The sequence below is a fragment of the Xanthomonas sp. NCPPB 3761 genome (genome assembly GCF_041475705.2).
Classification (GTDB): domain Bacteria; phylum Pseudomonadota; class Gammaproteobacteria; order Xanthomonadales; family Xanthomonadaceae; genus Xanthomonas; species Xanthomonas phaseoli.
In genome coordinates, this window is record NZ_CM191262.1 from 3,382,465 (window position 1) to 3,408,718 (window position 26,254).

General features: G+C 64.7%; 21 protein-coding genes, 1 other RNA gene and 1 pseudogene. 8 read left to right on the forward strand and 15 right to left on the reverse strand.

Annotation, left to right across the window (positions count from 1 at the left end; genetic code table 11):
• Positions 1–20 precede the first annotated feature (20 nt).
• The 4 genes and pseudogenes from ACCQ00_RS14840 to ACCQ00_RS14855 all read left to right on the forward strand — a co-directional run bounded on the left by ACCQ00_RS14840 (position 21) and on the right by ACCQ00_RS14855 (position 3,860).
• Positions 21–227: a hypothetical protein gene (locus ACCQ00_RS14840; RefSeq protein WP_039572209.1), complete on the forward strand. Its 207-nt coding sequence runs from the start codon at positions 21–23 to the stop codon at positions 225–227.
• A gap of 151 nt (positions 228–378) precedes the next feature.
• Positions 379–1,776 (forward strand): annotated as a pseudogene (locus tag ACCQ00_RS14845) (trypsin-like serine peptidase).
• A gap of 540 nt (positions 1,777–2,316) precedes the next feature.
• Positions 2,317–2,715: a hypothetical protein gene (locus ACCQ00_RS14850; RefSeq protein ID WP_039572212.1), complete on the forward strand. Its 399-nt coding sequence runs from the start codon at positions 2,317–2,319 to the stop codon at positions 2,713–2,715.
• Between the two features lie 137 nt (positions 2,716–2,852).
• The gene (locus tag ACCQ00_RS14855) at positions 2,853–3,860 is read left to right on the forward strand and encodes an MBL fold metallo-hydrolase (RefSeq protein ID WP_039572214.1); all 1,008 of its coding nucleotides are present in this window, start codon (positions 2,853–2,855) and stop codon (positions 3,858–3,860) included.
• A 44-nt stretch (positions 3,861–3,904) separates the two neighbouring features.
• On the opposite strand, the gene ACCQ00_RS14860 is transcribed toward ACCQ00_RS14855, so the two are convergent.
• From ACCQ00_RS14860 to ACCQ00_RS14875, 4 genes are all read right to left on the reverse strand, one after another.
• The gene (locus ACCQ00_RS14860) at positions 3,905–5,422 is read right to left on the reverse strand and encodes a tryptophan halogenase family protein (protein WP_039572224.1); all 1,518 of its coding nucleotides are present in this window, start codon (positions 5,420–5,422) and stop codon (positions 3,905–3,907) included.
• A 40-nt stretch (positions 5,423–5,462) separates the two neighbouring features.
• Complete coding sequence (locus ACCQ00_RS14865; protein ID WP_022558815.1) at positions 5,463–6,509, reverse strand: cupin-like domain-containing protein; 1,047 nt, start codon at positions 6,507–6,509, stop codon at positions 5,463–5,465.
• A 4-nt stretch (positions 6,510–6,513) separates the two neighbouring features.
• Entirely contained in the window at positions 6,514–7,272 is a 759-nt protein-coding gene (locus ACCQ00_RS14870) for a SapC family protein (RefSeq protein WP_033481278.1), read from the reverse strand.
• A 321-nt stretch (positions 7,273–7,593) separates the two neighbouring features.
• Positions 7,594–10,752, reverse strand: coding sequence for a TonB-dependent receptor (locus ACCQ00_RS14875; protein ID WP_039572319.1), 3,159 nt, complete (start codon positions 10,750–10,752; stop codon positions 7,594–7,596).
• 894 nt (positions 10,753–11,646) lie between these two features.
• Here ACCQ00_RS14875 and ACCQ00_RS14880 point away from each other — a divergent pair.
• Positions 11,647–11,722, forward strand: a non-coding RNA gene (locus ACCQ00_RS14880) — sX9 sRNA.
• Positions 11,723–11,810: 88 nt separating this feature from the next.
• Here ACCQ00_RS14880 and ACCQ00_RS14885 read toward each other — a convergent pair.
• The 3 genes from ACCQ00_RS14885 to soxR form a co-directional block, all read right to left on the reverse strand.
• Positions 11,811–12,608: a YopJ family acetyltransferase gene (locus ACCQ00_RS14885; protein WP_033481275.1), complete on the reverse strand. Its 798-nt coding sequence runs from the start codon at positions 12,606–12,608 to the stop codon at positions 11,811–11,813.
• 956 nt (positions 12,609–13,564) lie between these two features.
• Entirely contained in the window at positions 13,565–15,574 is a 2,010-nt protein-coding gene (locus tag ACCQ00_RS14890) for a M1 family metallopeptidase (RefSeq protein WP_039572227.1), read from the reverse strand.
• A 218-nt stretch (positions 15,575–15,792) separates the two neighbouring features.
• Positions 15,793–16,239 (reverse strand): redox-sensitive transcriptional activator SoxR, encoded by a 447-nt coding sequence (gene soxR, locus ACCQ00_RS14895; RefSeq protein WP_017157831.1) that lies wholly within the window; start codon positions 16,237–16,239, stop codon positions 15,793–15,795.
• Between the two features lie 99 nt (positions 16,240–16,338).
• On the opposite strand from soxR, the gene ACCQ00_RS14900 reads away from it, so the two are divergent.
• Positions 16,339–17,712: an MFS transporter gene (locus ACCQ00_RS14900; RefSeq protein ID WP_039572228.1), complete on the forward strand. Its 1,374-nt coding sequence runs from the start codon at positions 16,339–16,341 to the stop codon at positions 17,710–17,712.
• A 553-nt stretch (positions 17,713–18,265) separates the two neighbouring features.
• On the opposite strand, the gene ACCQ00_RS14905 is transcribed toward ACCQ00_RS14900, so the two are convergent.
• The 8 genes from ACCQ00_RS14905 to pdxH form a co-directional block, all read right to left on the reverse strand.
• The gene (locus ACCQ00_RS14905) at positions 18,266–19,432 is read right to left on the reverse strand and encodes a glutathionylspermidine synthase family protein (RefSeq protein WP_039572229.1); all 1,167 of its coding nucleotides are present in this window, start codon (positions 19,430–19,432) and stop codon (positions 18,266–18,268) included.
• Between the two features lies 1 nt (position 19,433).
• A complete protein-coding gene (locus ACCQ00_RS14910; RefSeq protein WP_008573065.1) occupies positions 19,434–20,006 on the reverse strand; it encodes a DUF1190 domain-containing protein in 573 nt (190 codons plus the stop codon).
• A 12-nt stretch (positions 20,007–20,018) separates the two neighbouring features.
• Positions 20,019–20,423, reverse strand: a complete 405-nt coding sequence (locus tag ACCQ00_RS14915) for a DUF350 domain-containing protein (protein WP_017157835.1) — start codon at positions 20,421–20,423, stop codon at positions 20,019–20,021.
• A 37-nt stretch (positions 20,424–20,460) separates the two neighbouring features.
• Positions 20,461–21,138: a YjfK family protein gene (locus ACCQ00_RS14920; protein WP_039572232.1), complete on the reverse strand. Its 678-nt coding sequence runs from the start codon at positions 21,136–21,138 to the stop codon at positions 20,461–20,463.
• Positions 21,135–22,217, reverse strand: a complete 1,083-nt coding sequence (locus tag ACCQ00_RS14925; RefSeq protein WP_372353969.1) for a potassium channel family protein — start codon at positions 22,215–22,217, stop codon at positions 21,135–21,137. The genes ACCQ00_RS14920 and ACCQ00_RS14925 overlap by 4 nt, the downstream gene beginning before the upstream one ends.
• Before the next feature lie 25 nt (positions 22,218–22,242).
• Positions 22,243–23,016: a PspA/IM30 family protein gene (locus ACCQ00_RS14930; RefSeq protein WP_017158982.1), complete on the reverse strand. Its 774-nt coding sequence runs from the start codon at positions 23,014–23,016 to the stop codon at positions 22,243–22,245.
• A gap of 12 nt (positions 23,017–23,028) precedes the next feature.
• Positions 23,029–23,445 (reverse strand): YjfI family protein, encoded by a 417-nt coding sequence (locus ACCQ00_RS14935; protein ID WP_007965635.1) that lies wholly within the window; start codon positions 23,443–23,445, stop codon positions 23,029–23,031.
• Between the two features lie 178 nt (positions 23,446–23,623).
• The gene (gene pdxH / locus ACCQ00_RS14940) at positions 23,624–24,223 is read right to left on the reverse strand and encodes a pyridoxamine 5'-phosphate oxidase (RefSeq protein ID WP_017157840.1); all 600 of its coding nucleotides are present in this window, start codon (positions 24,221–24,223) and stop codon (positions 23,624–23,626) included.
• 168 nt (positions 24,224–24,391) lie between these two features.
• Here pdxH and ACCQ00_RS14945 point away from each other — a divergent pair, with 168 nt between their 5' ends.
• Together ACCQ00_RS14945 and aroB are read left to right on the forward strand one after the other, a co-directional pair.
• The gene (locus ACCQ00_RS14945) at positions 24,392–24,934 is read left to right on the forward strand and encodes a shikimate kinase (protein WP_017157841.1); all 543 of its coding nucleotides are present in this window, start codon (positions 24,392–24,394) and stop codon (positions 24,932–24,934) included.
• Positions 24,931–26,043 carry a 3-dehydroquinate synthase gene (gene aroB / locus ACCQ00_RS14950; RefSeq protein ID WP_039572240.1) on the forward strand — a complete coding sequence of 371 codons (1,113 nt, stop codon included), beginning with the start codon at positions 24,931–24,933 and terminating at the stop codon, positions 26,041–26,043. The genes ACCQ00_RS14945 and aroB overlap by 4 nt, the downstream gene beginning before the upstream one ends.
• Positions 26,044–26,254: the final 211 nt, after the last annotated feature.

Genomic DNA, 26,254 nt, shown 5'->3' on the forward strand with positions numbered 1-26,254 from the left:
CATCGTGCCGGCCTGCACACGTGATCAGAAGCGAGAAGCGCGATGCTGCAGATGACCCGATCAACACAACGATGGCCGCATGGCGCATGCGCAAGGTGCCGGGCCGCTTCGCGCGCGTTGCAAGGCGCTGGTGCAAGCAACTTGTCCATCGCCACTGCGTGCGCCGGCGCACTCGCAAGACCGACGACCCGCACGCAAGACGCAGCACATCGATACGCGAAAAGTAGATTGTATTTATGGCAACCATTTATCCACGAACGAGATTTTCAGCACATATTCAGCCTTGAAGTTTCGCTAGTCTCGTCCGGCGCCAACGATGGCGCCCGCTTGTTGCAGCCCCCGCTGCAGCCTGACGATCCCTGACGAGAAGGACTACCCATGAATCGCAAGAACGCGATGTATCTGGCGTTGTTTTCCGCTATTTCCGGCACCGCAGCGGCCGCACCGCCAACCGAGATGGATGCAGCGCCGGTCACCGCCGCGCCGCAGGCGGCCAAGCTTGGTGCGGCCACGTTGCAATCGGCAAGCTTGCGCGGCGGCGTTCTGCCCACGCACGTGGTGCAACTCACCGCACCTACCAGCGCCGAGATCGGCCGTGTGCGCGAGCGTCGCATTGCGCAGGTCAAGCATGGACAGCCGTTGCAGATCGGTTTCTCGCGTGCAGTCGCACAGCCAACGGTGAATCTGTCCAAGCTCGATTAGCAGATGGCTCCCGATGGCTCGCGCGTGGCCAGCCTCAAGGTCAGCTCCGCACAGGCGGCATCGCTGCGTGCATCGTTGATACTGCGTGGCGCCGGTGCAACGCCTGGCGACCCGTCCAAGGTGACGCTGCGCTTTGCCGGCAACGATGGTCGCGTGTTCGAGCAATCCGGCGCCAGCTTTGCTGCCAGCGGCAACGACATCGGCTGGTCGCCGACGGTGAGTGGCGAGGACCTGCTGGTCGAGCTGTCGCTGCCGGCAGGGTTGTATCCGGAGAACTTCAGCCTCAGCATTCCGCAGCTGTCGCATCTGGATATCAGCCCCACTGCCAGCCCGCGCGACATGATGACCATTGCCATCGGCGAGAGCGATTCGTGTGAGAACGACATCGTCTGCCGTGCCAATCCCACGACCGGCTTCACCAGCGCCGCAAAGGCAGTGGCGCGCATGGTGTTCACCACCAGCCAGGGCTCGTTCCTGTGCACCGGCACGCTGCTGAACAACACCAACTCGCCCAAACGCAACCTGTTCTGGACCGCAGCACATTGCATCAGCACGCAGACCGTGGCCAACACGCTGCAGACATACTGGTTCTACGATGCGGCCAGCTGCAATGGCAGCACGGTCAGCTCGCAGGCAACCACATTGACGGGCGGTGCGTTCCTGCGGCACGCCAACACGACGCGCGACACCGCATTGCTGGAGCTGAAGACCGCACCGCCAAGCGGCGCGTTCTATGCAGCGTGGAATAGCGCAGCGATCGGTTCCACCGGCACTTCGATTGTCGGCATCCACCACCCATCAGGCGACGTGAAGAAGTATTCGCTGGGTGCGGTGAATGCATTGAACAGCTCCATCGATGGCAAGAGCCCGCTCTATCGGGTGGTGTGGAGCGACGGCGTGACCGAAGGCGGCTCGTCCGGCTCGGGCCTGTTCACCGTCGCCAGCGATGGCGCCTACCAACTGCGTGGCGGCCTGTACGGCGGTACGTCGTATTGCAGCGCGCAGACGTCGCCGGATTACTACTCGCGTTTCTCGGACGTGTATCCCACCATTTCCACCTACTTCGGCCAATAAGCAGCCAAGCCACGTGGCAGGCGATGTTGCGCCTGCCACGCCTGATCTTGCTTCGCCCGGCATTGCGCTTGCCCGGCGAGGCGCTTCTTGCTTGGCGAATCGGCGCTTGCATTGATCGGCGCATTGCAACGTGCGCACTGCGTCGCCTGAAGACTGCAGCTTGTTACCACTGCCCATGGCAACGCCGTGACTCGCTTGCCTAAGGTTTCGCTCCATCGTTGCTTTTCGCAGCATGGCGCAACCAGCTAGCGGACGCACTGTTGCGCGCGCCATGCGTGTGCAGACTCCAGCTCTGCGGCCAGGCAGCATCTGATTAGCCTCGACTGCACGACAGTCTTGAAGAGGCAACAATGAGCCTCTTGCGATAACACCATGGTGCGCCGGGCATGACCACCGGCCAGATCCACGTCACCACTGCCAACGTCCACAGCATCGGGGACACGGTCGCCGTTGCATTTGCCCCGCTCCACCCGTGCAAACCTAGGCGGCACGTAGCGCGATAAGGCAGACTGATCGGGTCTCGTTCACCAGCAGCCGCTCATGGTTCGCCTACGTACCGCTCTGTTCGTTATCACCCTTGCTGCGATGACGCTGCAAACCCCTGCCATGGCAGCCGGCAAGCCGGCCGATCGCGAGGACATCAAGGCCTACGCGCTGCAGCGCTGCCTGGACAACAACTACACGCGTAGCGGCAAGTATGCGCCCGACCAGTTGCGCGACCGCTCGTATCTGTTGACGACCTATGCGATGGACAACGCCAAGGCCGGCGCCACCGACCGCCTGCATCGGTTTGTCGACGCCAGCACGGCGGGTTTGGACAAGCGCGAAGTCCCGATGAAGGACGAAGCGCGCCGCGGCCCATTCAATCGCATCTTCGCCCAATGCATGGCGTTCTATCGTTCGCCGGCCTTGCATCAATTCATTGCACGCGAATTTTGAGCGTGGCGGCGTGGGTAGCGAAAAAATAGCGCCTGGACGGCTGCTTTCCGATCGCTGTCAGCGACGCCTGCCGTATTGTATGGACAACACGCAGCCTTGCATCGGCACGCAACCCACGCACATCGACACGAGCCACAATGACCACCTTACAGCCATCCCGCTCCCGTCGCGCGCTGCTACGCACTGCATTCGTGGCGAGTGCGCTGACCGCAGTGGGGCAGCTCGATGCCGCTGCGCGTCCGGCGGTGCGACACACATCCGCCAAGCCCGACTCTGCGCCACCTGCCCCCTTTCCGGCCAAAGGCAGCGTTCTGGTGCTGCTGGGCACCAAGGGTGGTCCGACACCCTCGCCCTTGCGGGCGGCGGCCGCCAATGCCCTGGTCATCGACGGGCAACCGTATCTCATCGATTGCGGCAACGGCGTGGCGCAGCAACTGGTCAAGGCCGGCATTCGACTGCCCATGCTGCGCGATATCTTTCTGACCCACCACCATTCCGACCACAATGCCGATCTGCTCAACGTGGTGTGGCTGGCCTGGGCCAGTGGCCTGCAGACGCCGGTGCATCTGTATGGCCCGCCCGGCATCGCCAGGATGGTGGAAGCGTTTGTCGCGATGAATGCCATCGACATCCAGGCACGCATCCGTGAGGAAGGCCGCCCGCCGTTCGAAGCACTGATTCATGTGCATGAGTTCGACCAGCCCGGCACCGTTTTGAAGAACGATCAGGTCACCGTCACTGCTACCTTGGTGGACCATTACACGCTCAAGCCGGCCTTTGCCTATCGGTTCGAAGCGCCCGACCGCAGCGTGGTGTTCTCCGGCGATACGCGCTACCTGCCCGCGCTGGCCGAGTTCGCGAAGAACACAGATGTCCTGGTGCACGAGGTGATGTATCTGGCGGCGCTACAAACGATGCTGAAGGCCAACGACAACGCCCCCACACTGCTCGACCATCTGCTCAAGAGCCACTCCACCAGCGAAGAGGTCGGCATGATTGCGGCTGCAGCCAACGCGAAGATGCTGGTGCTCAGTCACTTCGTCCCCGGTGGCGATGCATCCATCACCGACGCAATGTGGAGCGAAGGCGCGCGCAAGCATTACGCCGGGCCGATCGTAGTGGGCAAGGATCTGATGCGGCTGTAGCGCGGGCGCGCACTGCGCCCGCGCGCAGCGAGCCAATGCCGGCCCTAGGCAGGCACCGGGCTGCGCATCCCCCACACCTGTTCGCCTGCCTTGCAGTAGTGCTCGATGAAGTCCTGCTGCGACGGCATCTGCCGCACGGCGTGCTGGATCGGCTGGGCGATACCGTCGAGCAGGCGGCGCAGGTCGTGGTCGGAAAATGCGCGCGTCAGCGGGTGGTGCTGATCGGGTGCAATACCCTGCCCCATCAGCACGTGGGTCCAGGAATCGATACGGAACAGTTCATCGGCGCCCTGCCAGGCGTGCGCGCGTTCGCGCCAGGCACGCAGGCGCAGCGCCAGCGACTCGGGCAGTTCCATCTGCCGGCATTGCTGCCAGAGCGGTTCGTCGCGCTGGGTGGCGTGGTAGTGCAAGGTGACGAAGTCGCGCACGTGCTCCATTTCAGCGCGGCTGACGTCGTTGAACAGTTGCACCTGCGAGGATGCAATACCTTCGGCCGGAAACAGCGCCAGCAGCCGCACCACTGCAGAGATGGTGAGATGGATGCTGGTGGATTCCAGCGGCTCGATAAAACCGCTGGCCAGACCGAGCGAGACCACATTCTTGTTCCAGGCCTTGAGGCGGCGGCCGGTGCGGAACGGCACCATCCAGGGATCCTTCACTGCAGGCGCGGCCACATCGCGCAGCAGCTTCGCATGCGCCTCGTCATCGGACAGGTGCTTGCTCGAAAACACCAGGCCGTTGCCGACGCGATGCTGCAACGGAATATGCCAGCGCCAACCGGCTTCGTGCGCGATGGCGCGGGTGTAGGGCACCGGTGGGCCGAGGGCTTGGGTCTGCACCGCCACCGCACGGTCGCACGGCAGCCAATGGCTCCAGTCTTCGTAGCCGGTGTGCAGCGTCTGTTCGATCAGCAGACCCCGGAAGCCGCTGCAATCGATGAACAAATCGCCTTCGATCGTTTGCCCGTCTTCCAGCACCAGGCTGGCGACATCGCCGCTGTGCGGCTGCACGGTCACCTGCTGAATCCTGCCTTCGACACGCTTGACGCCGCAGGCCTCGCTGCGCGCACGCAGGAACCTGGCATACAGCGCCGCATCCAGATGATAGGCGTAATTGACTGCCGGCTCGCCGTGCAGCGCAAAGCGGTCCACGCGCGAGGCCACCGTTTCCAGGCAGTAATCGCCGAAGCTGCCCGGCATGCCGCGGCGCTGGCTTTCCAGCCACAGATGGTGAAACGCGCACACCAGGGTGCTCTGGCCGGTGATGCCGAATGGATGGATGTAGCGCTCGCCCTGGCGGCGCCAATGCTCGAACGAGATCGATAGCTTGAAGGTACCCGCCACCGCACGCAGGAATTCCTGCTCGTCGATCTGCAGGAACCGGTGGAAGGTGCGAATGGGCGGCACCGTGGATTCGCCCACACCGACGGTGCCAATCTGCTCGGACTCGACCAGGGTGATGTCCAGCAAATTGCGGAATTGATGCGAAAGCGCACAGGCAGCGATCCAGCCGGCCGTTCCACCACCGGCGATCACCACCTTGCGAATCTGAGCCTGAGTCACTGCGCACTCCTCTGAAATGGGTTGAGGGCGATGCCGCACATCAGCGGTTCAACTTGCCGATCAGCATGGCGCGCAGCTGCCGCGACAGCATGGGGTCGATCGGGCCGAGCGCATGACGCGCCGTTTCGGGCAGATGTTCGCCGGCCTGCTCGGCAGGGCCGAACACGTAATAATCGAACAACGCGCGCCATGCCTGTTTCTCCGCTGTGGGGCGGTCGCGAATCGCCCACAGCGCGTGATACAGCGCCGGCATCGCGGCAGGCAGGTGCGCTGGCGCACGGCTCCACCAGTAATTGATCAGCACGTTGAACGGGTGCAGCGATTGGACGTGGTGCCACCACATGCTGGGAATGAACAACGCATCGCCCGGCTCCAGCACCACGCTGCGCGCATGCGGCAAGGCATCGGCAAAACGCGGAAAGCGTTGCAGGTCCGGATGGGCGACATCGACCATGCTCACCACCTGCCCGCCCGGCGTGGGATCGAGCGGACCCGGATACAGATTGGCGACCTGCTCCGGCGGAAACAGCGTAAAGCGCCGTTGCCCAACCGCACAGCACGCCAGGTTATCCAGCGCATCGTAGTGGCACGAGGCGATCACGCGGTTACCGATCCAGATGCTGGGCTGCACTGGGCCACCGTTGGCGGCGACATCCAGATCGTTGTGCGCGCGCAACCCTGGCAGATTGGCGTCCACCGGCAACGAGGCCAGGTAATAGGTGGGCAGCTGCGGGTCGTCACGATGTGCCGCAATGGCATCCAGCAAGGTGCTCACGCTGCCGCGCTGCACCTGGAAGTTGAGCGCGCTGCAATCGTCGCGATAGAACGGGCGGCTGCCGATCTCCGGGCCGCCATAGGAATACTGCAGGGGGCGGCCGGTGTCGTGTGCGCGCAACAGCGCCATGGCCTCATCGGCGCTGCGCAGCCCGGCCTGCACCAGCGACCAGTTGCGCGCAACGCCGCGCAGCACCACCGGCTCTGCGGCCTCACAGAGTGCGGCGAGCGGCAATGCATCGGGGCTGCAGTCGCTGCGCTCGGCGATGGCGGCGCCTGCCGCGACAGACAGCTCGGTTGCAGGTGCGGCCATACGCTCAGGCGTACGCGGCAACGGGGTCGCTGTGCGACTGCTGCAGACGGCGCTGTTTCTCGGCCATCAGCCGGCGCACATTGTGCAGCGATGCCAGCATCAGGAAGGCGCCTTCCAGATAGCCGGCCTGATGCAACTGCTGCAGCGCTTGCGCATCCAGGGCGGCAAGCCGCTCGCGGTCGATGGCGAACAAGCCCTGCAACTGCGTGGCATGGCTGGCATCCAGCGCAACGTCCAGCCGCACCGGCTGGATCAGGCCGAGCGCGTCGAAGGCGGCCGCCATCGCTTGCCCCGCGTCCAGGCCATCGCGGATGCCGCGCAACACGCCGATGATGTGTTCCAGATACGGGCTGTGGCCGCCTTGCGGCAGGAACACCGCCTCGCCCTCGCTGCGGCTGATGCGCGGATGTTCCAGGTCGACATGGATCACCGGCTCCTGCACCAAGGCCCCGTCGACGTGTTGCTCCTGGAAACCGATCAGGAACGGTCCCTTGGCAACGATGCCCGGCAGGTAGCTGGCATTCCAGCGCCCGTCCTGCAGAAACAGGTTTTCATCCTGTGCGAAGCCCAGCAGCGCCACCGGCTGGTAACCACTTCCGGCCGGATCCTTGCGGAAGAACAGCGGGTACTCGCGTTGCAGCTCGGCATATTCGGTGACGAAGGCCGGCACCACGCCCACCGCATCGCCGAATTCCGCACCAAAGCGCAGGATCACGCGCAGGTCGTGATGCGCCACGTTGTTGAGCACTGCGTATCGCGTCATCTGAAACTCCAGCAGCCGTCCGTCGCGGAGGACTGCAGTCATGAAGGAATCCGGTCGCACGCATTCCCCGCGCGCATATCGATGCTGAGCATTGCCAAAAAAGCGTGCGCCGGCAAGCCGCAGGGCAGCAACATGCTGCGTCACTGCGAAAGCCAGCAAGTGACACACGCACTGCAAGGCCGACTGCCCATACCCCGACGGCGCGGGCGCTGCGGCAATACCCGGCTGCGGACTGCACGCGAGCAACGGCGCTATAACCGGTTGCGGCCGCCATCGCACGATGGCGGCCGCAGCATTACGGCTAGAACAGCGCGTGATGGTTCAGAACGCGTACCGCACGCCCAGCGTGTAACGCGGCTGCTGGTCGATCAGGCGGATGATCTGTTTCTCCGAGCGGCCGTGCCAACGTACGTCCTCACCGGTCAGGTTGATCGCCTCGAAGCCCACCGACAGCTGCTTGTTGAATGCGTAGCTGACGCTGAGGTCGAACTGCTGATACGGCTCGACGTAGTACGGGTTACGGTTGGCATTGTCCTGGTTGGCAGCGATCAGGTATTCGTCACGCCAGTTCCAGGCCAGGCGTGCGCTCCAGCCATACTTCTCGTACATCAGCATGACGTTGGCGGTGTCGCTCAGACCGAGCAACGCAAACTGATCGCGATCGATGACCGTGTTATCGAACGCCACATCCCCTTCCACGATGGTGTAGTTGGCGTAGATGCCGAAACCGGTGCTGCCGAAGAAGTACTGGCCGCCGAGTTCCCAGCCATGGATGTTGGCCTTGTTCTGGTTGATCGGCCGTGACACATCGAACTGATACAGCGGGTCGGAGGCATTGCCGGCGATATCGTAGGCATTCTCCAGCGCAAGGCTCTGCGCCGAACTGCCGTTGTAGGCGCTCAGCCCGCCGGTGGCAGCAGCATTGCGCAGCAGCGCCATGGCCGCAAACAGCGAGGTGTCGTTGGCCGAACACGCGCCCGCGACATCGTTGCCGGCCGCGCCCACCTGAGCGGCGCAGGCCCCGCTTTGCAGGAACGCCAGCGCGGCCTGGGCATCCGGCCCCGAGGTGGGGTCGGTCAGTCCGTACAGCGATTCACGCGTGACGGTATTGCCGATGAAATTGCTCACGCGCTTGTTCCAGAACGTGGCTGAGACGTAGCTGGCGTCGGCGAAATACCACTCCAGTGCCAGATCGAGGTTGTCCGATTCCAACGGATCGAGCGTGGGCGTCTGCGAATCGCCACCGGCGCGGTTGGACGGATTGATCAGGATCGAGCCATTGGGAGTGTTGGGCGTGGGACCGGCGATGAGATTGTTGTACGGCGCGCGCGCGATGGTCTGGCCGAACGAGGCACGGCCTTTCAGCGCATCGGTGAAATCGATGCTGAAGTCCATGTTGGGGAGGATGTAGTTGTAGCTGGTCTTCTCGCTGAAAGGCTGTTGGTCGGTGGAGCGGATCAGCTGGAAGTCGTTGTTGGACAGCCACAGCAGCGCGGTGGGCGTGGCCACCTGCGAGGTGGACTCCACGTCGGTGCGCTCGTAGCGCAGACCCAGCCGCGTATTGGTGGTCATTCCGGCGATGGCACCGGCAATTTCCAACTGCACGTAGGCCGCGCGGGTCTTTTCTTCGACCCGGTTGTCTGCGGTGTATTGCGGGTTGTAACGCGTGGTTGCGCCGTACTGGCTTCCGCCCCACAGCGCCAGCTGATCGGCATCGCCGCGCCATGCACTGGACGCCGCGCCGGTGGGGTTGAAGTCCTTGAACATGCCGGTGATGCTCACCGGCTGCAGCAATGCGACCATTCCCGGCTCGTTGCCCGCATTGGCCACGCCCCAATCGCCCAGCGGCGAGTTGGTCTCGCTGACTCGGCGTTGCATGGTGGTGTTGGTCGAACTCACGCCAAACTGGAAGCGCCCGTCGTCGAAGTCGAACTTTCCGTCCAGGCGTCCTTCCTTGGTTTCGGTCACCTGCTTCTGATAGAAGATGCGCAGCACCTGCGAGCCGAGCTCGGCGGGCGTGAAGGCGGGATTGACCACGCCATTGGTGTTTGCCAGCGAATCGGCCGCAGTGGGATACCAGGTGCGTGCGCCGATCGGCAAGGAATTGTTGAACCACAGTTCCTGCCCCCATTGGCCGCCGCAGTACGGCCCATTGGTGCAGTTGTTGGTGCCGGCAAAACTGAAATAGGTCGCGCTGCCGCCCGTGGTCGGGTCGTTGGGCAGGCTTTGCGTCTTGGAATTGTGCGCATCGAAGCTCAACTGGAAGCGGTCGCTCACCTGCCAATCGGCATTGAAACCCAGCGAGCCGAGCGTGTACTTCTGCTCGTTGCGCTGTTGTTCCATGCCGAAGTCCTTCGCCCCGTTCGGCACATCGCGCAGATAGACCGGCGTGGCCACGGCCTGGCCGGTATCGAAGGTCAGATCGGTAAAGCTGTTGGCACGTTGCAGCCAGATACCCTGCTCACCGCGCTCTTCGCGAATCTCGTTGGCCGAATACGTGTAATCCAGGGTCAGGGTCAGGCTGTCGGTCGGTGCGAACTGCATCACCGCCTGGCCATTCATGCGCTCGCGCTGGAAATCGGCGAACGCATAGCGCAGATCGTTGGGCATGCCGTACAACTGGCCGATCGCCGGGGCATTGGTCACCACCGCGTCCGGGCGCAGCGCCGGGTCGGTACCGGTCCAACGCTGGATGTTCCAGGTATTTTCTGTGGCTTGGACCGAACCGCCATGGCGCTTCTGGTAGCTGGCGCTCAGGCCGATGCCGAAGGTCTTGTCCGGGTTGGTATAGCTGAAGATGCCCGACACTTCCGGGGTAAGCGAATCACCGAAGGGCTCGGAGCGATCGGACACCATCTTGGCACCGGCATTGGCCACCACGCCGTCGTGATTGAACGGCTTGTCGGTCTGGATGTTGATCGTGGCACCGATGCCGCCGCTGGGCGCGGTCGCGCGGCTGGTCTTGAACACCTCGATGCCGGTGATGGCTTCGGAGGCGAGCTGGGCGAAATTGAACGCGCGCGTGCCGACATCCACGCCGCCGATCGGCGTCTGGCCGGGCGCGCCGAAGGCATCGGCACCGGGGATCAGACGGCCGTTGAGGGTGACGGTGTTGAACTGCGGGCCGAAGCCGCGTGCGGTGACCTGCGCGCCCTCGCCATCACGGCGTTCGATGGAAATACCGGTGATGCGTTGGAGCGATTCGGCCAGGTTGGTGTCCGGGAACTTGCCGATGTCTTCGGCGCTGATCGCATCCACCACGCCGGCGGCATCGCGCTTGATGCCCATCGATTGGTTGAGGCTGTTGCGGATACCGGTCACGTTGACCGCATCCAGGGTGGTGGCCGAATCGCTGCTGGATTGCGGCGCCGGCGCAGGCGGCGACGCGACATCCTGCGCAAAGGCGGGATTGATGACCAACAAGCCGCCAACGAAGGTGAACATGGCCTTCGACTTGAAGCTGTTCAACGTACGACGCATCGATGTGTCCTCGGGAGTGGAGTCCAACCGCCAACGGCCGATATCGCGGCATGCGATACGGCGGAATCGCGGCCACTGCCCGACAGGCCGTGGCCAACGCTGCTGCAACTGCTGGAGCCACCAATCCAACGCCATGCATGTGTCGTGCGGGGCGCAGCCGGCGTCTGGATCGACATGCTCTGCCGGCATCTCCGTCCCTTCACCGCGCCGCACGCACCACACAACAACCGCTTGACGCTGCTTCAGTTGCCCTCGATCTGTCCCCTAGCACGCAGGCTGCCGATCGCCCCTTCGACCGTCGACCTGCGGTGTGCATGCACGTCCCGCCGCAGCGACGGCGCTGCTCGCCACTGCTGCGTTTGTTGCAGGTCCTTTGCACGGCATGCCGGCCAGTGATAGCGCTAACATGCCGCGCAGCCTAGTCAGGGCATAAAGCGCTTGTCACCGTGCGTTGCAGCATAGTGATGGCTATGCACTGTTACAGCCGATACCGCAGTCGCTTGAGCCCGCATGCAGTTTTCAATGCTGGCGGGGCTGTAAGCGTTATCACGGCATTACGCAAAAACCGTCGGGTCGAACGGTGAAATTTGCATAATGAACGTGTCGCAATGGGGTCGGATGCGGCGATTGCGCAAACCTCGGGTCACGGCCCGCGCCGCGCGGCTGGATTGCGTGTCGAAGTCGGCGCTGCACCGGACGCGGCAGCGCTGCCTGCGCCTGCCGATTGCACGCCGCCTGTGTATCGGCGCAGCAACGAGCATTGCGCGAAGAAGAAGGTGCACGCTTCGCGAGGGTCGGCAGGGATTCGTGTAAAAAAAGCCAAAAGTTAGCTACGAACAGCTAGCAAAACTACTCCGCAGCCGCCAGTCGGGCGCGGCCGGTGCTCGGATCGGCATGCACCACTCGTACGCTGCGGTTCTGAGCGCGCCGTCCGCGTCCACTCACGGCCGCTTGCTATGTTTTGTTAGCCACTCTAAATACTGTAAGTAAAAAGATGTTTGCACGAATCCTGCCGACCCTCAATTATCTCAGGGGCACCTCGCGGGCTCCTGGAGCGCTTAGCTCCGGTACTCGGAGTCGGCGAAAAGCAGCGCATCCCGCAGGTACTTCAGCCTCTCTTGCTGGATGGAGGCGTTGTACGCCCTGCGCTTGCCTCCCGCCTCGATCTCCCGGAAGTTCTGGACGAAGCTCTCCTCCAGTGGTTCCCGGATATGCCCGGGAAGATTGTCGAAGACATCCTTCGACGTCGTATGCTGGAAGAAGCTCGCATCGAGCACATCGGAGCCGCGCGCGATCGTGACGTCCACGTTATTGATGGTATCGCTGGTCCCGACGATCTTCCCTTTAAGATTCTTCTTGTGGAGATCCACAATCAAGTCATCGTTCGCCGCCATCGCCTTCGCATTCGCCAGGGCGAAGGTCTTGCAGTTGATGACATCCTTCTGCGTGCCCGTGTTGAGGATGGTGAGCGTCGCGTTCTTCACGCCCTTCAACGCGGCGGTCATGACGGACAGCGTGTCGGTGCATCCCCATACGCTGTCGACCGCCAAGACGGACACCTTGCCACGACCTCCCGACACGTCCACCGCGATGCCATGGCTTGGCGCTCCCTTTCCATGGATTCGCTCCACGTTAACGACGGCGCGCCACCGCTGACCCCGCCTGGTATCGACAATAGCTTGCCGCAAGGCATTTGGCTCGGATGCCGACGCATCGAAGACCTTCACCTCGAGATTGGGCTGGATGAGATTCTGGGCCGCCACCACCTGTGGCTGGAACTTCTGATCGAGTTCGGCCGCCGGATATTGTTTTCCTTGACGCTCGGCGTGCTCCAGCGCGTCAATGAAGTCCTGCAATTGAGCCGCGAGCGTAGGTCCGGACGACGAATAAGGAGAGGACACTTGCCCTGCAAGGATGCCGGTGCCGGAGGGACCGGCGGATGTCCCCGAGCGGGCCCGCCTCGCTCGGGGAGAGCCGAGTGCCGCCAAGTCATGCAGGCTGGGTGACATGGACGCCTCGGGAGACGAAGGCCTAGAAGAGGTGGTCTGCGCTGTGGCGCTATTTGGATAATGCTCAGGTAAAGTCGCTATAGGCGAGCCTGCAACCGAGCCTGCCACGCTCTTTGAATTGCATAGTCCCATGGTGATCTCCTGCAGTGACTGTAGAACGCAAGTTTGGTGAGTAGTTCTCCGATTCGCTTGGCCTCACCGAAGTCCTGGCTGGGACGACGAAGGCATTGCCGCGGAAGTTGAGGTTCGGCAGGGCGTCAAGACGGCGCTGATTCGCGTATCCATCAGCTCGTATCCAGGCAACTGTCCTTGCCGCTATAACACAGCGCGTGATGGAAGCAGCTGTGGCGGCAGGAGCGCATATAGCCGTGGCGGCGGTTACGCGCCCCCTTTGCTATCGGAAAGACGTAGCGGCCGACATGGCTACTCAATACCGCGCCAGATAGCAGTTCAGTGTGTGACCATGCTGAGCGTCGGCAGGGATTCGTGTAAATGCCCTTTGCTGACAGCGGGTTAGCTCACTTTTGGCTGTTTTTTTTTTACACGAATCCCTGCCGACCCTCTTCGCAATCGATTGCGCGGCTTTGGGCAGCTGACATACGCAGTCAGTCGTCGTCGGGTGACCACTCGACACCGCACAGGAACCGTGGCGTCTGCGTGTTGCCGATCGATGCCGGGCAGCTGCTGCGCTCGCCCGGTGATCAGCGCAGGCGCTTGTTTTCCGTTTTCGTCGGCGGTTGCTGCACGCAGCGACCGACGCGATCGCGCTGCGGCCACGTCGGCGCCCACGCCTGGCGCGATGCTTAGCCGATCACGTCCACGCGCGCGTCGCTGCGGTCGGCATCTGGCAGCACATGGTCCGGGTCCAGGGTGACGTGCAGCACTTTCTGGGTGGTCGGCAGGGTCAGCGTGGGCGTGGCGGTCTGTAGCCAGGTTTCCACCGGCACGCGCCGGTCCAGGTGGCTGCCATCGGCCAGATCCACACGCAGGGTCGCCGGCATCACCAGCTTCTGCCGGCTGCGCAATGTGACTTGCACCCCCTTGGCCGGGTCGTGGTCGACGTAATGCGCGTCGGCGATGCCCATGTCCAGCTGCCAATTGTTGAGATACCAGCCGCGCCACCACCAGGACAGGTCCTCCCCGCTTTCGCTTTCCATCAGCCGGAAAAAGTCCGACGGCGTGGGATGCTTGTAGGCCCAGGTGGCGATGTATTTGCGAAACGCAGGATCGAAACGCGCCGGACCCAGGATCTGCTCGCGCAGCAGCACCAGGCCCAGTGCGCCCTTGAAGTAGGTCAGCGGATGGCGATAGGTCTCGCTGGTGGAATCGGCGTTGTCCATCAACGTCGGCGCACGGGTGTCGGCCAGCAGCGGCAGGATTTCGTCGACCGGGTTGCCGCCTTTGGGCGCGTATTCCGAATCGCGCTTGGGCGCGTATTCGCCCCTGTTGAACGCATCCGATGCATACACGTCGATGAAGGTATTGAAACCTTCATCCATGAACGCATGCCGGCGCTCGTTGGAGCCGACGATCATCGGGAACCAGGTGTGGCCGATTTCGTGCGCGGTGATCCAGAACAGGTCCTTGCCGCCGTCTTCGAAACCATCGAAGACGATGCCCGGATATTCCATGCCGGCTCCATAGCCGCCCAGGTTGATCGCGGCTGGCCATGGGTACGGATACCACTGCGAAAAATGCTCGATGGCGCCTTTGACGTATTCGGTCGAGCGGTTCCACTTGTCTGCGCCCACACCTTCCACCGGGTACACCGACATCGCAAGCGCGTGCTTGCCGCCCGGCAAATTGATGCGCGCCGCGTCCCAGACGAACGCCGGCGATGCGGCAAATGCGACATCGCGGGTGTGGTCCATGTGGAAGCGCCAGGTCTGCGCGCCCTTGCCCGCCGGCTTGGCCGCACGTGCGGTTACCTCGGCAGGCGTGCGGATCAACACGGTGCGGTCGCTGCTGCGGGCTTGCTCCAGGCGTTGCTGTTCGGTGCGACTGAGTACGTCCTGCGGATTGGTCAGCGCACCGGAGCCGGCGACCAGAAAGCCCTCCGGCACGGTCACTGCGTAGTCGAAATTGCCGTACTCCAGGTAGAACTCCGATCCCAGGTACGGTTGCGTGTCCCAGCCACGCAGATCGTCGTACACCGCCATGCGCGGGTACCACTGCGCAATCTCGTAGATCTCGCCTTGCTTGCTGGCACTCACTGCGGTGCGCCCGCCCCAGGTGCCGGGGATCGTGTAGCGATAGCGAATATGCACGGTGAGCGCCTTGCCCTGCCCGGCCAGCGGTTGCGGCAGATCCACCCGCATGCGGGTGTCGTCGACGATGAAGTGCGCTGACTGGCGGCGCCCGCCTTGATCGATCTCGACGCTGGCTATCTGCATGCCATCGGTGAACTCCTTGCGCCTGAGCGGCCGGCTGGCGGCAGAGCGCGCGTCGGCGCGGTAGATGTTCTGGTCCAGTTGCAGCCACAGCACGTCCAGCGTGTCGGGGCTGTGGTTGGTGTAGGTGATGGCGGCCTCGCCGCTGAGGGAGTGCGTTGCCGGGTCGATGCTGGCGCTGAGGTCGTAGTCGGCGCGGTTTTGCCAGAACGCCGGGCCAGGTACGCCGCTGCCGCTGCGATAGGCATTGGGAGCGTCGGGCAATTGCAGGGGCGCGAACAAGGCCAGCGGATCGAACACGCTGGCCGGAGCAGGCGTGGCGGCCGTGGCGGCGCTGGCGGGCGCGGCTGCGGCAAGCGCCGGCGCAGTGACGCAGGCCAGCGACAATGCAACGGTGAGTGATCGGCGCACGGCGGGGGTCATGCGAAATCCTGCGGCGGAGGGGATTCCCATCCTACGACGCAGAGTGTCGCGCGCGGCAATGCCATTGGTCCCGGTTGCGGCTGCCTGAGGTTTCGGAGGTGGCCGCCACTAGCTGCCCTGGTGGAGCGCCGGCCACGCACCGCACGCGCAGATCGCCCGCGCTCCGCCGGCCCTGCCCCTGCACAGCGCGGTGCGACGGAACGGCTGGCCAGGCCGACTTACTCCGCCATCAGACCACCCAACCGCAACGCCCCCTCGCCACCGTGGCCGAGGGCATCGTCCGGATTGCTCAGGCGGCAGCGGCGCAGCGACAGGCAGCCGCAGCCGATGCAATCGGTGAGCTGATCGCGCAAGGCCTGTAGTTCGTCGATGCGCGCGTCCAGCTGGCCCCGCCAACGCGCCGACATGCGCGCCCACTCCGCACGCGTGGGCGTGCGTTGATCCGGCAACACCGAGAAGGCATCGAGCACCTGCTGCAGCGGCACGCCCAGTCGCTGCGCCACGCGAATCACCGCGATGCGCCGCAGCACATCGCGCGCATAACGACGCTGGTTGCCGGCGGTGCGCAGGCTGCTGATCAACCCTTTGCGCTCGTAGAAGTGCAGCGCCGACACCGCAACACCACTGCGCTTGGCGACCTCGCCCACGGACAACTCACGTTGCATTGCCTTAACCTCAACCTAGGTTGAGGCAGGATGCTGCGCGGCCTTCACCGGTGCAAGTACCGGTCACGCCTCTACACACGTTTCGTTCCTGGATGTTCGATGCCGACCGAAAGACCGATCACTGCCGCAGCGCTGTCCACCCAAACGCAGCCCATCTCCATCCTGGCCGCGCCCTACCGCGCGGCGACGCTGGGCATGGTGGCGCTGGTGTCGCTCAACGCGTTCGAGTCGTTGGCGGTTGCCGCCGCCATGCCGACGGTGGCGCGCGAGTTGAACGGCCTGCCGCTGTACGCGTTGGCATTCGGCGGCATGCTGGCCACCAGCGTGATCGGAATGACGGCGGCCGGGCGCTGGAGCGACCGCGCCGGCCCTGGCGGTGCATTGGCGGCCGGCTTGCTGTGCTTTGTGGTCGGCCTGCTGGTCGCCGGCCTGGCACCGAGCATGCCGATGTTGATCGCCGGTCGCTTGCTGCAGGGCTTGGGGGCTGGCGCCTATTCGGTGGCCTTGTACGTCATCGTGGGGCGGCTGTATCCGGAGGTCTTGCGTCCGCGCGTGTTTGCCGCGTTTTCGGCCGGCTGGGTGGTGCCGTCGTTGATCGGCCCGGGCATCAGCGGATTGATCGTGCAGCAGCTGGGCTGGCGCTGGGTATTTTTGTCGGTGCCGCTCCTGGCGATTCCGGCTGGTTCGATGCTGTGGCCGGCGCTGCGCGGACAGAGCTGGACACGCGGCAGTTCCGACGCACCCACCGCCTCGATGGGGTGGGCGATCGGCGCGGCGGTGGGCGTGCTTGGCGTGTATCTGGGCGGGCAACTGCACGGCAGGCTGGCGCCGGGCGCCATGCTGCCGGCCTTGTTGCTCACCGCGTATTGTACGTGGCGCCTGCTGCCGGCTGGCACGCTGCGGCTGGCGCGCGGGTTGCCGAGCGTGATCGCGCTGCGCGGCATTGCGGCGGCCGCCTTCTTTGGCTTTGAGGCGTTTTTGCCGCTGCTGCTGTCGCGCGAACGCGGACTTTCGCCGCTGCTGGCCGGCGTGGCACTGAGCGTGGGTGCATTGGGCTGGTTTGGTGGTTCGTGGTACCAGGGCCACAGCCGCGCCGGTTGGTCGCGCCCCCGCCTGCTCAAGAGCGGCGCGCTATTGATGACGTTGGGCATTGCGATCAGCGCGGGTGCGGTGTGGCCGGCGATTCCCGTGCCGTGGGCCATTGCCGGGTGGGCGCTGACCGGCCTGGGCATGGGCCTGCTGTATCCCAGCCTGTCGGTGGTGCTGCTGTCGCTCTCGCCACCGGCGCAGCAAGGCGCCAACAGCTCTGCCTTGCAACTGAGCGAAGCCATCGCGGTGGCGGCCATGCTGGCGCTCGCGGGCGCCTTGTTCGCTGCGCTGCTGACATCGGCCACGCGTGCCGCCTACCTGAGCGTGTTCGCGTTGGCGTGGTTGCTGGCGGTGGCGAGCTTTTTTGTAGCGCGACGGGTGTGATGCGTCCGCGGCAGCGACGTGAGGCCGCACCGCGATTGCCGGGCAACGTGGCCGGTCGATGACAGCACGCGAATGAGGTCTAAGGCTCAGCTGGTCGGAACTACCGACGTGATCGCCAGGTTCACCACATGTCGAGGCGTCGCTCGATGCCGGCCTGGTACCACGGCGATGCCAGCGCGACCACTTTGCCGATTCTGCCGGGATCGCATGGACCCACACACGAAAAAAGTTCTCCGCAAACGGGTGGTCATTTTTTCGCCACCCATCTTGACAGCATTGCAGGCCGGGGCCTGCGCGCACTTGTCCACAGCCTTGTGAAACTTCCATCCACAGGGGGTGTGGAAAAGATGCGTCGCCTTGCATGCGACTGGGGCCTTGCGCGGCGCTGGCGCATATGTCATGCGCGACACGCGAGGCCAGCGTACTGCCATTGTCGCCGCCGGCACCAGCTGGGCATCGCTCCCCCACCCGCCTGCAGCTGTGCCGCAAAGGACGCCAGGCGCCGAGCGGCGGCACCGCCACCTCGCAATGGCGATGCACTCCTCGCTACACCTCAATCAGTGATGACGTGCGGCACGAAGCGCGAGGTGTCGCGGGTGATCGGGCCATCGTCGTCGCGCATGCCAAGGCCGGCAGGGCGATCGGCGACGACCCAGCTGCCCACCAATGCATGGCGCCCGTCGAACACCGGCAGCGGGTGATGCGCCTGCAAAATCGCCGGGTCGTCCACGTACGGGCCATCGGTGTGCGCGGCCTCGCCTTGCGCCGTCACCAGCGCGATGTTGGCGCCCTCGCGCGAGAGCAGCGGCTTGCGTACCCAGCCTGCGGTTGGTGCCTCGCCGGCTTGCGCAAAGCGGGCAGGCAGCAGATTCGGGTGCCCCTGATGGCGGTCCCACAGCAACGGCAGGATGCCCTTGTTGCTCAACACCGATTTCCATGCCGGCTCGATCAGGCGCACCCGGTCGGCAATCAATGCCGGCCCGAAGCGCTCTTCCATCATGAATTCCAGCGGATAGAGCTTGAACAGCGTGTGGATCACCCGATCCTGTTCGTCGGTGAACCAGCCTTCGGCACTCAGGCCGATATCTTCGATGGCCACTTCCTCGGTGCTGATGCCCACCTGATGCGCACAGTCGCGCAGGTAGCGCACCGTGGCGCGATCTTCCAGCGAATCGCTCACTGCCGCAAAATGCATCTGCGCGCCGATCGCGCCATCCACCGCCAACGCACCCAGGGTTTCGCACAGCAGGTCCTGGATCAGGTTGTACTGATCGGCGCCCTTGGGCAGCGCACCGCTGGCGATCTGCTGTTCCAGCCACAGCCATTGGAAATACGCCGATTCGTAGAGCGATGTCGGCGTGTCGTAATTGAGTTCGTACAACTTGGCCGGGCCATCGCCCGAATATGCCAGGTCCATGCGGCCATACAGATGCGGGTCGCGTTCTTTCCAGGAGTTGGCGATCCAGTCCCAGTAGAACGGCGGGATGGCCAGCCGGGTCAGCAGCGCTTCCGAGTTCACCACCTCGTCCACCAGCTGCATCGCCATGTCGTGCAGCTCTTGCGTGGGCGCTTCGATGTCGTCTTCGATCTGACGCAGCGAAAACGCGTAGTAGGCGCTTTCGTCCCAATACGGCTCGCCGTCGATGGTGTGGAAGTGGAAGCCCAGCGATTCGGCCTGCGTGCGCCAGTCCGCGCGTTCGGGGGTCAGGATGCGTTGCATGTCAGCCGCCGAAGCCCGAGCTGCGCCCGCCGCTGCCGAACGAACTGCGCGCCGCCGCGCTGGAACCGAAGCCCGAACGCGACACGGTGATGGCGCGCGTGGGCATGTCGATGGCGCCGCTGCGCCCACGCACGGTGCCGATGCGGTTGCTGGCCAGATCGCCATTGGGCTTGTAGTAACCGCCGCTGCGGTAGTCGCGGTACAGCGGAATCGAGCCGCCATAGCGATACCCGCCGCCGCTCATGTTGCCCAGCGCATACCCCAACAGAAACCCGCCCATCGGCGGGATCCAGCTCTGCTGCCCCTGCGGGTTGGTGATCGCCGTGCAGCTGCCGAACTGTTCATCGCACTCGTAGCGCGTGGTGAAGCGCGGCGCGGCCTGCTGATGCTTGGCCACCGCCTCGTCGTAGGCCTTGAGGCATTGCTGGATATCGGACTGTTCCTGCTTGATCTGGTAACAGTCCGACGCCGACTGCAGCACCACGCCGGTCTCCGGCTCCGAGCCGCAGCCGGTGACGAAGGCGGCCGGCAGCGCAGCCATCAAGGTGAGTTTGAGATTGCGTGATCGCTTCATGCCTGCGCTCCGTTACGGCGTGATCGCGGCGGCATTGATCAGCCCCACCGCGATCGACACGCCGGCCGAAAAAATACCGGCGGCGGTGATGTTGTCGGTGATCTGCCGCGAGATGCGCCCAGCCACCAGATTGGCCAGCAGATAGGCCACCACCTGGATGCCGCAGGCCACCAGGCCCCAGATCAGGGCATCGATCAGGCTCACCGAATGGGTGATGGCCGAATGCAGCGGCAGCGCCACGCCGATCAGGTTGCCGGCCAGCGCAGTGGCCGCCGCCACATTGCCTTGCCGCAGCAAGGTGAAATCCTTGTGCGGGGTGACCAGGGTCACCAGCACCACCGAGACGACCAACACACCCAGGCCGGTACCGAAATAGGAAAGAAACGCGAGAAAACTCTGCAGGCTGATCGGATTCATGACAGGACCAAGGTGGGTGGAAGACGCGCGTGCGCGCTCAGGTGATATCCAGGTCGGCAACGGTGACATCGATACCGACCGCATAGGTGACGCAGAATTCGTTGGGGCCGGAATCCTCGCCGGTCACCAGCAGGAATTCTTCGCGCTGCAGCTCCGGCACATCGCGGCTGTAGAGCATGGCGTAATGGGTCAAATCGCCATCGCGGCGTGGCGGCTGGTAGCGGTACAACACCTCGTCGTAGGCGATCGGCGGAATCCGCGACGCGTCATCGGTGGACTGGGTGGCGCGCTGCCATTGTTTGCCGGCGTACTCGATCTGCGCCGCGCCCAGGTGCGGGTGCTGCATCACGAACTCCTGAAACGCCTGCTTGCTGGGCGGGTTCACCGTCTCGCAATACACGAAGGCCTTCATCGCTTCCAGATCGCCGCCCACGGTGGTGACCTGCAGGAACGCATCGTCGTCCAGGTAAAAGCGATGCAGCGCATAGCCATCGCCCAGATTGACGTGACCGTAGCAGGGAATGCCCTGGTGCCCGCCCGGCAACTCGGCGGTCATGGCCTCCGGCGCCATGCGGTACAGGGTGGTGTCGATCTCCACCTGGCCACCGACACGCAGCCCCAGGGGCAGCGTGTGACCGATCGCGCCACTTCCGGAAGCGGGTAGCGGCGGCGGTTGCGGTTGACCGAACAACTTGCTGAAAAAACTCATCGTCATGCACCTTGTGGCGATGGGGAAATGGGAGCTGCCTCGCTGCGCATGGCCTGCCAGGCGATGGCGTGCGCCGGCACGCGCTGCTCGGCCAGGTAATACAGCATGGCACCGGCGGCGACAGCGGTACGTGCTGGCGGGTTCAAGCGCAACGCGCCATCGGGCGCACGCAGGCCCAGCAGCAATGCGCCGCGCTGACCGAAATCGGCCGCAAGCCGGCTGTATTCCAGCGGTTGCACATTCGCAGGCACTGCAAGACTGAACTGGGTGGGGCCATCGTCGACCGACAGCAACTCGGCGGTGATCGCCGCGCTGCCCGGATCCTGCGCCGCACGTGCCAGGATCTCGGCCATCATCGGACGCGTGCACTCGATGGCGGGGTAATGGCAGTTGACCAAGCGCGCCGCGCTGGCCGAATCGAAGTGCGCCACGATATGCGCGGCCGGCGCATGCGCCATCAACGCGAACACCGCCGCCAGGGTCTGGTCGTCGGAGGGCGGGTTGACGATCACCCGCGCCGCGCCGGCAATGCCGGCCCGCAGGTACACCTCGGTATGCGTGTACGACTCGGCAGCAATGAAGCGCATGTGGTCGGGCATCGGATTTTCCGCCACGCCCTCGGCGATCAGCACCACGCCTTCGTCATCGGTGGCGGTGTCTGACAGCAGCAATTCCAGCAGGCGCGTGGAGACCGCGCCCTGCCAGCCGATCAGAATGGTGTGCCCGCGCAGGTCTGCATAGGCCATCTTGCCCATGTGGTGGCGCCTCCAGAAAGTGATGAGCACGCCGCTGGTCTTGGCCAGCACCGTGGCGAACAACGCCACCGCACCCGGCATCAACACGAACGCGGCGATATAGCGCCCGGCCACCGAACCCGGCGACAGGTCGCCGTAGCCGATGGTGGTGGCCGTGGTCATGTAGTAGTACGGAAATGCGTCCAGGCCGACGAGCTTGTGCTCGCCAGCCCACAGCAGCAGCAACCAGCTCAGCCCCATGTGCGCCAGCAGTGCCAGCGCCACCGTGCCCCAGCTGACGCGGCGCACGTGGCGCCGCAATACCTGCAACAGCCGTCCAACGATGATCATGGCGCATCCTGTGCCGTGCGATGGATCAGCTGTCGCTGCGCGGAACCTGCTGCACGTCGCGTACCTGGCCGATCAGCGGCGCGCTGCCGCCGGCATTCTCGTGACCCAGCTGCGCGGCCGGCTTCTTGAAGCGTGCCAGCACCGCAGCGGCGTTGGATTCGCCTTCCATCAGGCCAGCGGCAGCCAGGCGCCGATTGAGATCGCCATCGCCGCTGGACGCTTCGAGTTCTTCGGCCGATTCGATGCGCGCGGAGGTTTCGGCCTGACGCGCCTTGATGCGCTCCAGCGATTCCAGCGCCGAGCCCATCTTGCTGCTGGCACCGGAATGGCGCGCGGCGATGGCGGCCTGCGCCTTCTGCACCGCGTCTGTGGCCTTGACCGTATCGATCTGCTGGCGCATGCCACGCAGCTGGTTCTCGGTCTTCTGGATGGTGGCCTTGAGCGTCACCACCGACTGGTCCAGCGCAGCCTTGGAGGCCTTGTCGCCGGCATCCTCGCTTTCCAGCGCGGCCAGCTTGACCGCCACGTCGTGCGCCAGCGCTTCGTCGTTCTTGGCCAGCGCGCCTTCGATGTAGCGCGTGTATTCGGCCATCTTGCCGGCGCGTGCGTCGATCTTCTGCTGGGCCAGCTTGCTCTGCGCCATCAGCTTGGTGAGCTCTTCGCGCGAGCGCGTGAGCTGGGCGCCGGCATCGCGCATTTCCTGGTCCAGGATGCGCAGCGCATTGGCGTCGACGGCCTTCTGGCCGGTTTCGTGTGCGGTACCACGCAGCAGCGTGATCAGCTTGGAAAAGATACTCATGACAACACGCCTTTAGGAAAAGAACGGCTTGAGAGATTCGGCGGCATCCAACGTATTGGCCGCCAGGGTCTGGATTTCTTCGTCGATCTGGTCGAGCGTCGAAGAGGCCGACAGCTCGCCAAACACCACGTAACGGTCCTTGCCGTCGACCTGGACCAGGCCCAGGTTGGACAAGGGGTTGAGCGGATTCAGGCGCAGGCAGGCGTCGTTGAAGGCGGCACGGTCGTTGACGTGCTCGGCATGGGCCAGCAGCGTGGACACGAAAACCTGCGAGCCGGAAGCGGCAACCTGGATCTGCATGTCGCCGTGGTCGGCCAGGGTGAGATTGATGGCCGGCTCCAGGCCGTCGATCAGTTCGACCTGGATTGGCTGGCCACGGTAGCGCTCGGCCAGCAGGCCGTGCAATTCGACGGTGGTGTACTGCGTCATACGATGTCCTGTCCTTTGGTCATGCCGTGGTGGTGATGCAGCGAATGTCCTGCAGCGACCGGACATACTACAGACTGCCCATGACCGGCAGAAAGGGCCGAAAGTCAGCCGGTCAGGCGCGCGGCAGGCGCGCAAACCGCCCGTTCAGCTGGCTTGTCGCCCACGCCGGCCAGCTGCCTCACGGATACAGCATCCGCTTGCTCCAATGGCTGGCCGCGTCGGCCTCGTAGCGCCAGCGCTCGTGCAGGCGGAACTTGGCGCCGTACCAGAACTCGAACGCCTGCGGCACCACCCGGAATCCGCCCCAACCATCCGGGCGCGGCACCTGGCGCCCTTCGAACGTCGCTTCGACCTTGGCAATGGCCGCATCGAACTCTTCGCGCGAACCCAGCGTCTGCGACTGCCGCGAGGCCCATGCGCCGATCTGGCTCATGCGCGGTCGCGAGGCGAAGTAGGCATCGGATTCGTCTGCGCTCACCAGCTGCACGCCGCCTTCGATGCGCACCTGGATGCCGGCTTCGCGCAGGCTGCGCCACAGGAATAGCAGCGCCGCCTGCGGGTGGGTCTGCAGGTCGCGGCCCTTTGCGCTGTCCAGATGGGTGTAGAACACGAACCCGCGCGCATCGAAGGCCTTGAGCAACACGGTGCGCGCGCTCGGCCGGCCATCCACGTTGGCGGTGGCCACGGTCATAGCGCTGGCTTCGGGTTCGGCGCTGTTCTGCGCCTCGGCATACAGCGCGGCGAAGGTGGCAAGGGCTTCTGCGTACAGATCGGTCATGACGGTGCGTGGCAGCCAGATGGACGCCTATTGTGGGCGCATCGCCCGCGCTTCGCCTATGCACCGCGATCGAATTGCCGAAACGGCGCGGGCTTGGTGTGGCTGGAGACAGCCAGTGCACCGTGCCATCGGCCCGGCCCGATTGCGTGAATGCTACGATCCCTGCGCATGAACCCCGCACCCAATCTCGTGATGGTCGGCCCGATGGGCGCCGGAAAAAGCTGCATCGGCCGCCGCCTGGCCGAGCGCTTCGGGCTGGAATTCGTCGATGTGGACCAGGCCATCGTCGAACAGGTGGGCAGCAGCATCCCGGCCATCTTCGAGCAGCATGGCGAAGCCAGGTTTCGACAGCACGAGACCGAGACCCTGCAGGCGCTGCTGGAACAGGACAACAAACTGATCTCCACCGGCGGCGGCGCGGTGCTGGATCCACGCAACCGCGAGCGCATCTGCGCGCGTGGGTTCGTGGTGTACCTGCATGTCAGCGTGCCGGCGCAGCTGACGCGGCTGGCGCGCGACCGCAATCGCCCGCTGCTGCAACGCGCCGACCGCGAGCAGGTGCTGCACGCGATGGCGGAGCACCGCACGCCGCTCTACCGCCAGGTCGCCGATCTCAGCCTGGAAACCGATCATCTTTCCCCCGCCGAGGCCACCGCGCAGCTGGTGCTGCGCCTGGCCGCGCAATGGCGCATGTCGAGTAACCCCGCATGACACTTCCCCGTTCCTCGCGCAGCGTCGATGTCGACGGCGCGCAGCCTTACACCATCACCATCGCCCCGGGCCTGCTGGCCGACGGTGCGCGCCTGGCCAGCCACGTGCGCGGCCGCCACGCGCTGCTGCTCAGCGACTCGCAGGTGGCTCCGCATTACGCGGCCGGCGTACGCGCCGCCTTGTTGAACGCGCGGCCGGACCTGCAGGTCGGCGAATTGGTCATTGCCGCCGGCGAAGCCTCCAAAACCCTGGAGACCTTTGGCTCTGCGATCACCGCACTGGCCGAACTCGGTGCCACCCGCGACGCCTGCGTGTTCGCACTGGGCGGCGGCGTGGTCGGCGACCTGGCCGGCTTTGCGGCGGCATGCTGGATGCGCGGCGTGGACTGCGTGCAGCTTCCTACCAGCCTGCTGGCGATGGTGGATTCGTCGGTCGGCGGCAAGACCGCGGTGGACATCCCGCAGGGCAAGAACCTGGTCGGCGCCTTCCATCCGCCGCGCGCGGTGATCGCCGACCTCGACACCTTGCGCACCCTGCCCCCACGCGAACTGCGCGCCGGCCTGGCCGAGGTGATCAAGTACGGCGCCATCCGCGACCCGCTGTTCTTCCAGTGGCTGCATGCCGAGCGTCACGCATTGCTGGACAGCGACCCGGCGGCATTGGCGCAGGCCATTGCCCGCAGCTGCGAGCACAAGGCCGAGATCGTGGCGCGCGACCCGCTGGAAAAAGGCGAGCGCGCGCTGCTCAACCTGGGCCACACCTTCGGTCACGCGATCGAAACCGAGCAAGGCTACGGCGCGCCCGGCAACGACAACCTCAACCATGGCGAGGCCGTGGCAGTGGGCATGGTGCTGGCGGCGCGCCTGTCGGCCGCGCTGGGAATGAGCGATCCACAGGACACCGAGGCCTTGCGCGCGCTGCTGCACGACTTCGACCTGCCCACCGAGATCCCGCCCGGCCTGGCCCCTCAGGCCCTGCTCGCACGCATGCGCCTGGACAAGAAGAACATCGCCGGCCGCCTGCGCCTGGTGTTGTGGCGCGGTATCGGCAAGGCCGAGGTGGTTCCGGATGTGGAAGAGGCCGCGGTGCTGGAGATCCTGGCGGGATAAGGCCACCCGGCCGATAAGGCACGGCACGCTGGACGCCCGCACCCAGCTGCCGTCGATCGCCACGACGCTCACTATTTTGTGGGAGCGCCCCGGACGCGATGGGGCCTTCCCGATAAATCCCTATCGCGCCCAGGTGCGCTCCTACGCACTGCCTGCCACCGTCTGCTCCAGCGGTCGAAAACTCGCTCGGAAGCGCACCGGCAAGCGTGGA

Coding starts and splice junctions, on each gene's coding strand:
- ACCQ00_RS14850 (WP_039572212.1), top strand. CDS start 2,317: ATGGTTCGCCTACGTACCGCTCTGTTCGTTATCACCCTTGCTGCGATG.
- ACCQ00_RS14855 (WP_039572214.1), top strand. CDS start 2,853: ATGACCACCTTACAGCCATCCCGCTCCCGTCGCGCGCTGCTACGCACT.
- ACCQ00_RS14865 (WP_022558815.1), bottom strand. CDS start 6,509: ATGGCCGCACCTGCAACCGAGCTGTCTGTCGCGGCAGGCGCCGCCATC.
- ACCQ00_RS14870 (WP_033481278.1), bottom strand. CDS start 7,272: ATGACGCGATACGCAGTGCTCAACAACGTGGCGCATCACGACCTGCGC.
- ACCQ00_RS14875 (WP_039572319.1), bottom strand. CDS start 10,752: ATGCGTCGTACGTTGAACAGCTTCAAGTCGAAGGCCATGTTCACCTTC.
- ACCQ00_RS14890 (WP_039572227.1), bottom strand. CDS start 15,574: ATGACCCCCGCCGTGCGCCGATCACTCACCGTTGCATTGTCGCTGGCC.
- soxR (WP_017157831.1), bottom strand. CDS start 16,239: ATGCAACGTGAGTTGTCCGTGGGCGAGGTCGCCAAGCGCAGTGGTGTT.
- ACCQ00_RS14900 (WP_039572228.1), top strand. CDS start 16,339: ATGCCGACCGAAAGACCGATCACTGCCGCAGCGCTGTCCACCCAAACG.
- ACCQ00_RS14905 (WP_039572229.1), bottom strand. CDS start 19,432: ATGCAACGCATCCTGACCCCCGAACGCGCGGACTGGCGCACGCAGGCC.
- ACCQ00_RS14910 (WP_008573065.1), bottom strand. CDS start 20,006: ATGAAGCGATCACGCAATCTCAAACTCACCTTGATGGCTGCGCTGCCG.
- ACCQ00_RS14915 (WP_017157835.1), bottom strand. CDS start 20,423: ATGAATCCGATCAGCCTGCAGAGTTTTCTCGCGTTTCTTTCCTATTTC.
- ACCQ00_RS14920 (WP_039572232.1), bottom strand. CDS start 21,138: ATGACGATGAGTTTTTTCAGCAAGTTGTTCGGTCAACCGCAACCGCCG.
- ACCQ00_RS14925 (WP_372353969.1), bottom strand. CDS start 22,217: ATGATCATCGTTGGACGGCTGTTGCAGGTATTGCGGCGCCACGTGCGC.
- ACCQ00_RS14930 (WP_017158982.1), bottom strand. CDS start 23,016: ATGAGTATCTTTTCCAAGCTGATCACGCTGCTGCGTGGTACCGCACAC.
- ACCQ00_RS14935 (WP_007965635.1), bottom strand. CDS start 23,445: ATGACGCAGTACACCACCGTCGAATTGCACGGCCTGCTGGCCGAGCGC.
- pdxH (WP_017157840.1), bottom strand. CDS start 24,223: ATGACCGATCTGTACGCAGAAGCCCTTGCCACCTTCGCCGCGCTGTAT.
- ACCQ00_RS14945 (WP_017157841.1), top strand. CDS start 24,392: ATGAACCCCGCACCCAATCTCGTGATGGTCGGCCCGATGGGCGCCGGA.
- aroB (WP_039572240.1), top strand. CDS start 24,931: ATGACACTTCCCCGTTCCTCGCGCAGCGTCGATGTCGACGGCGCGCAG.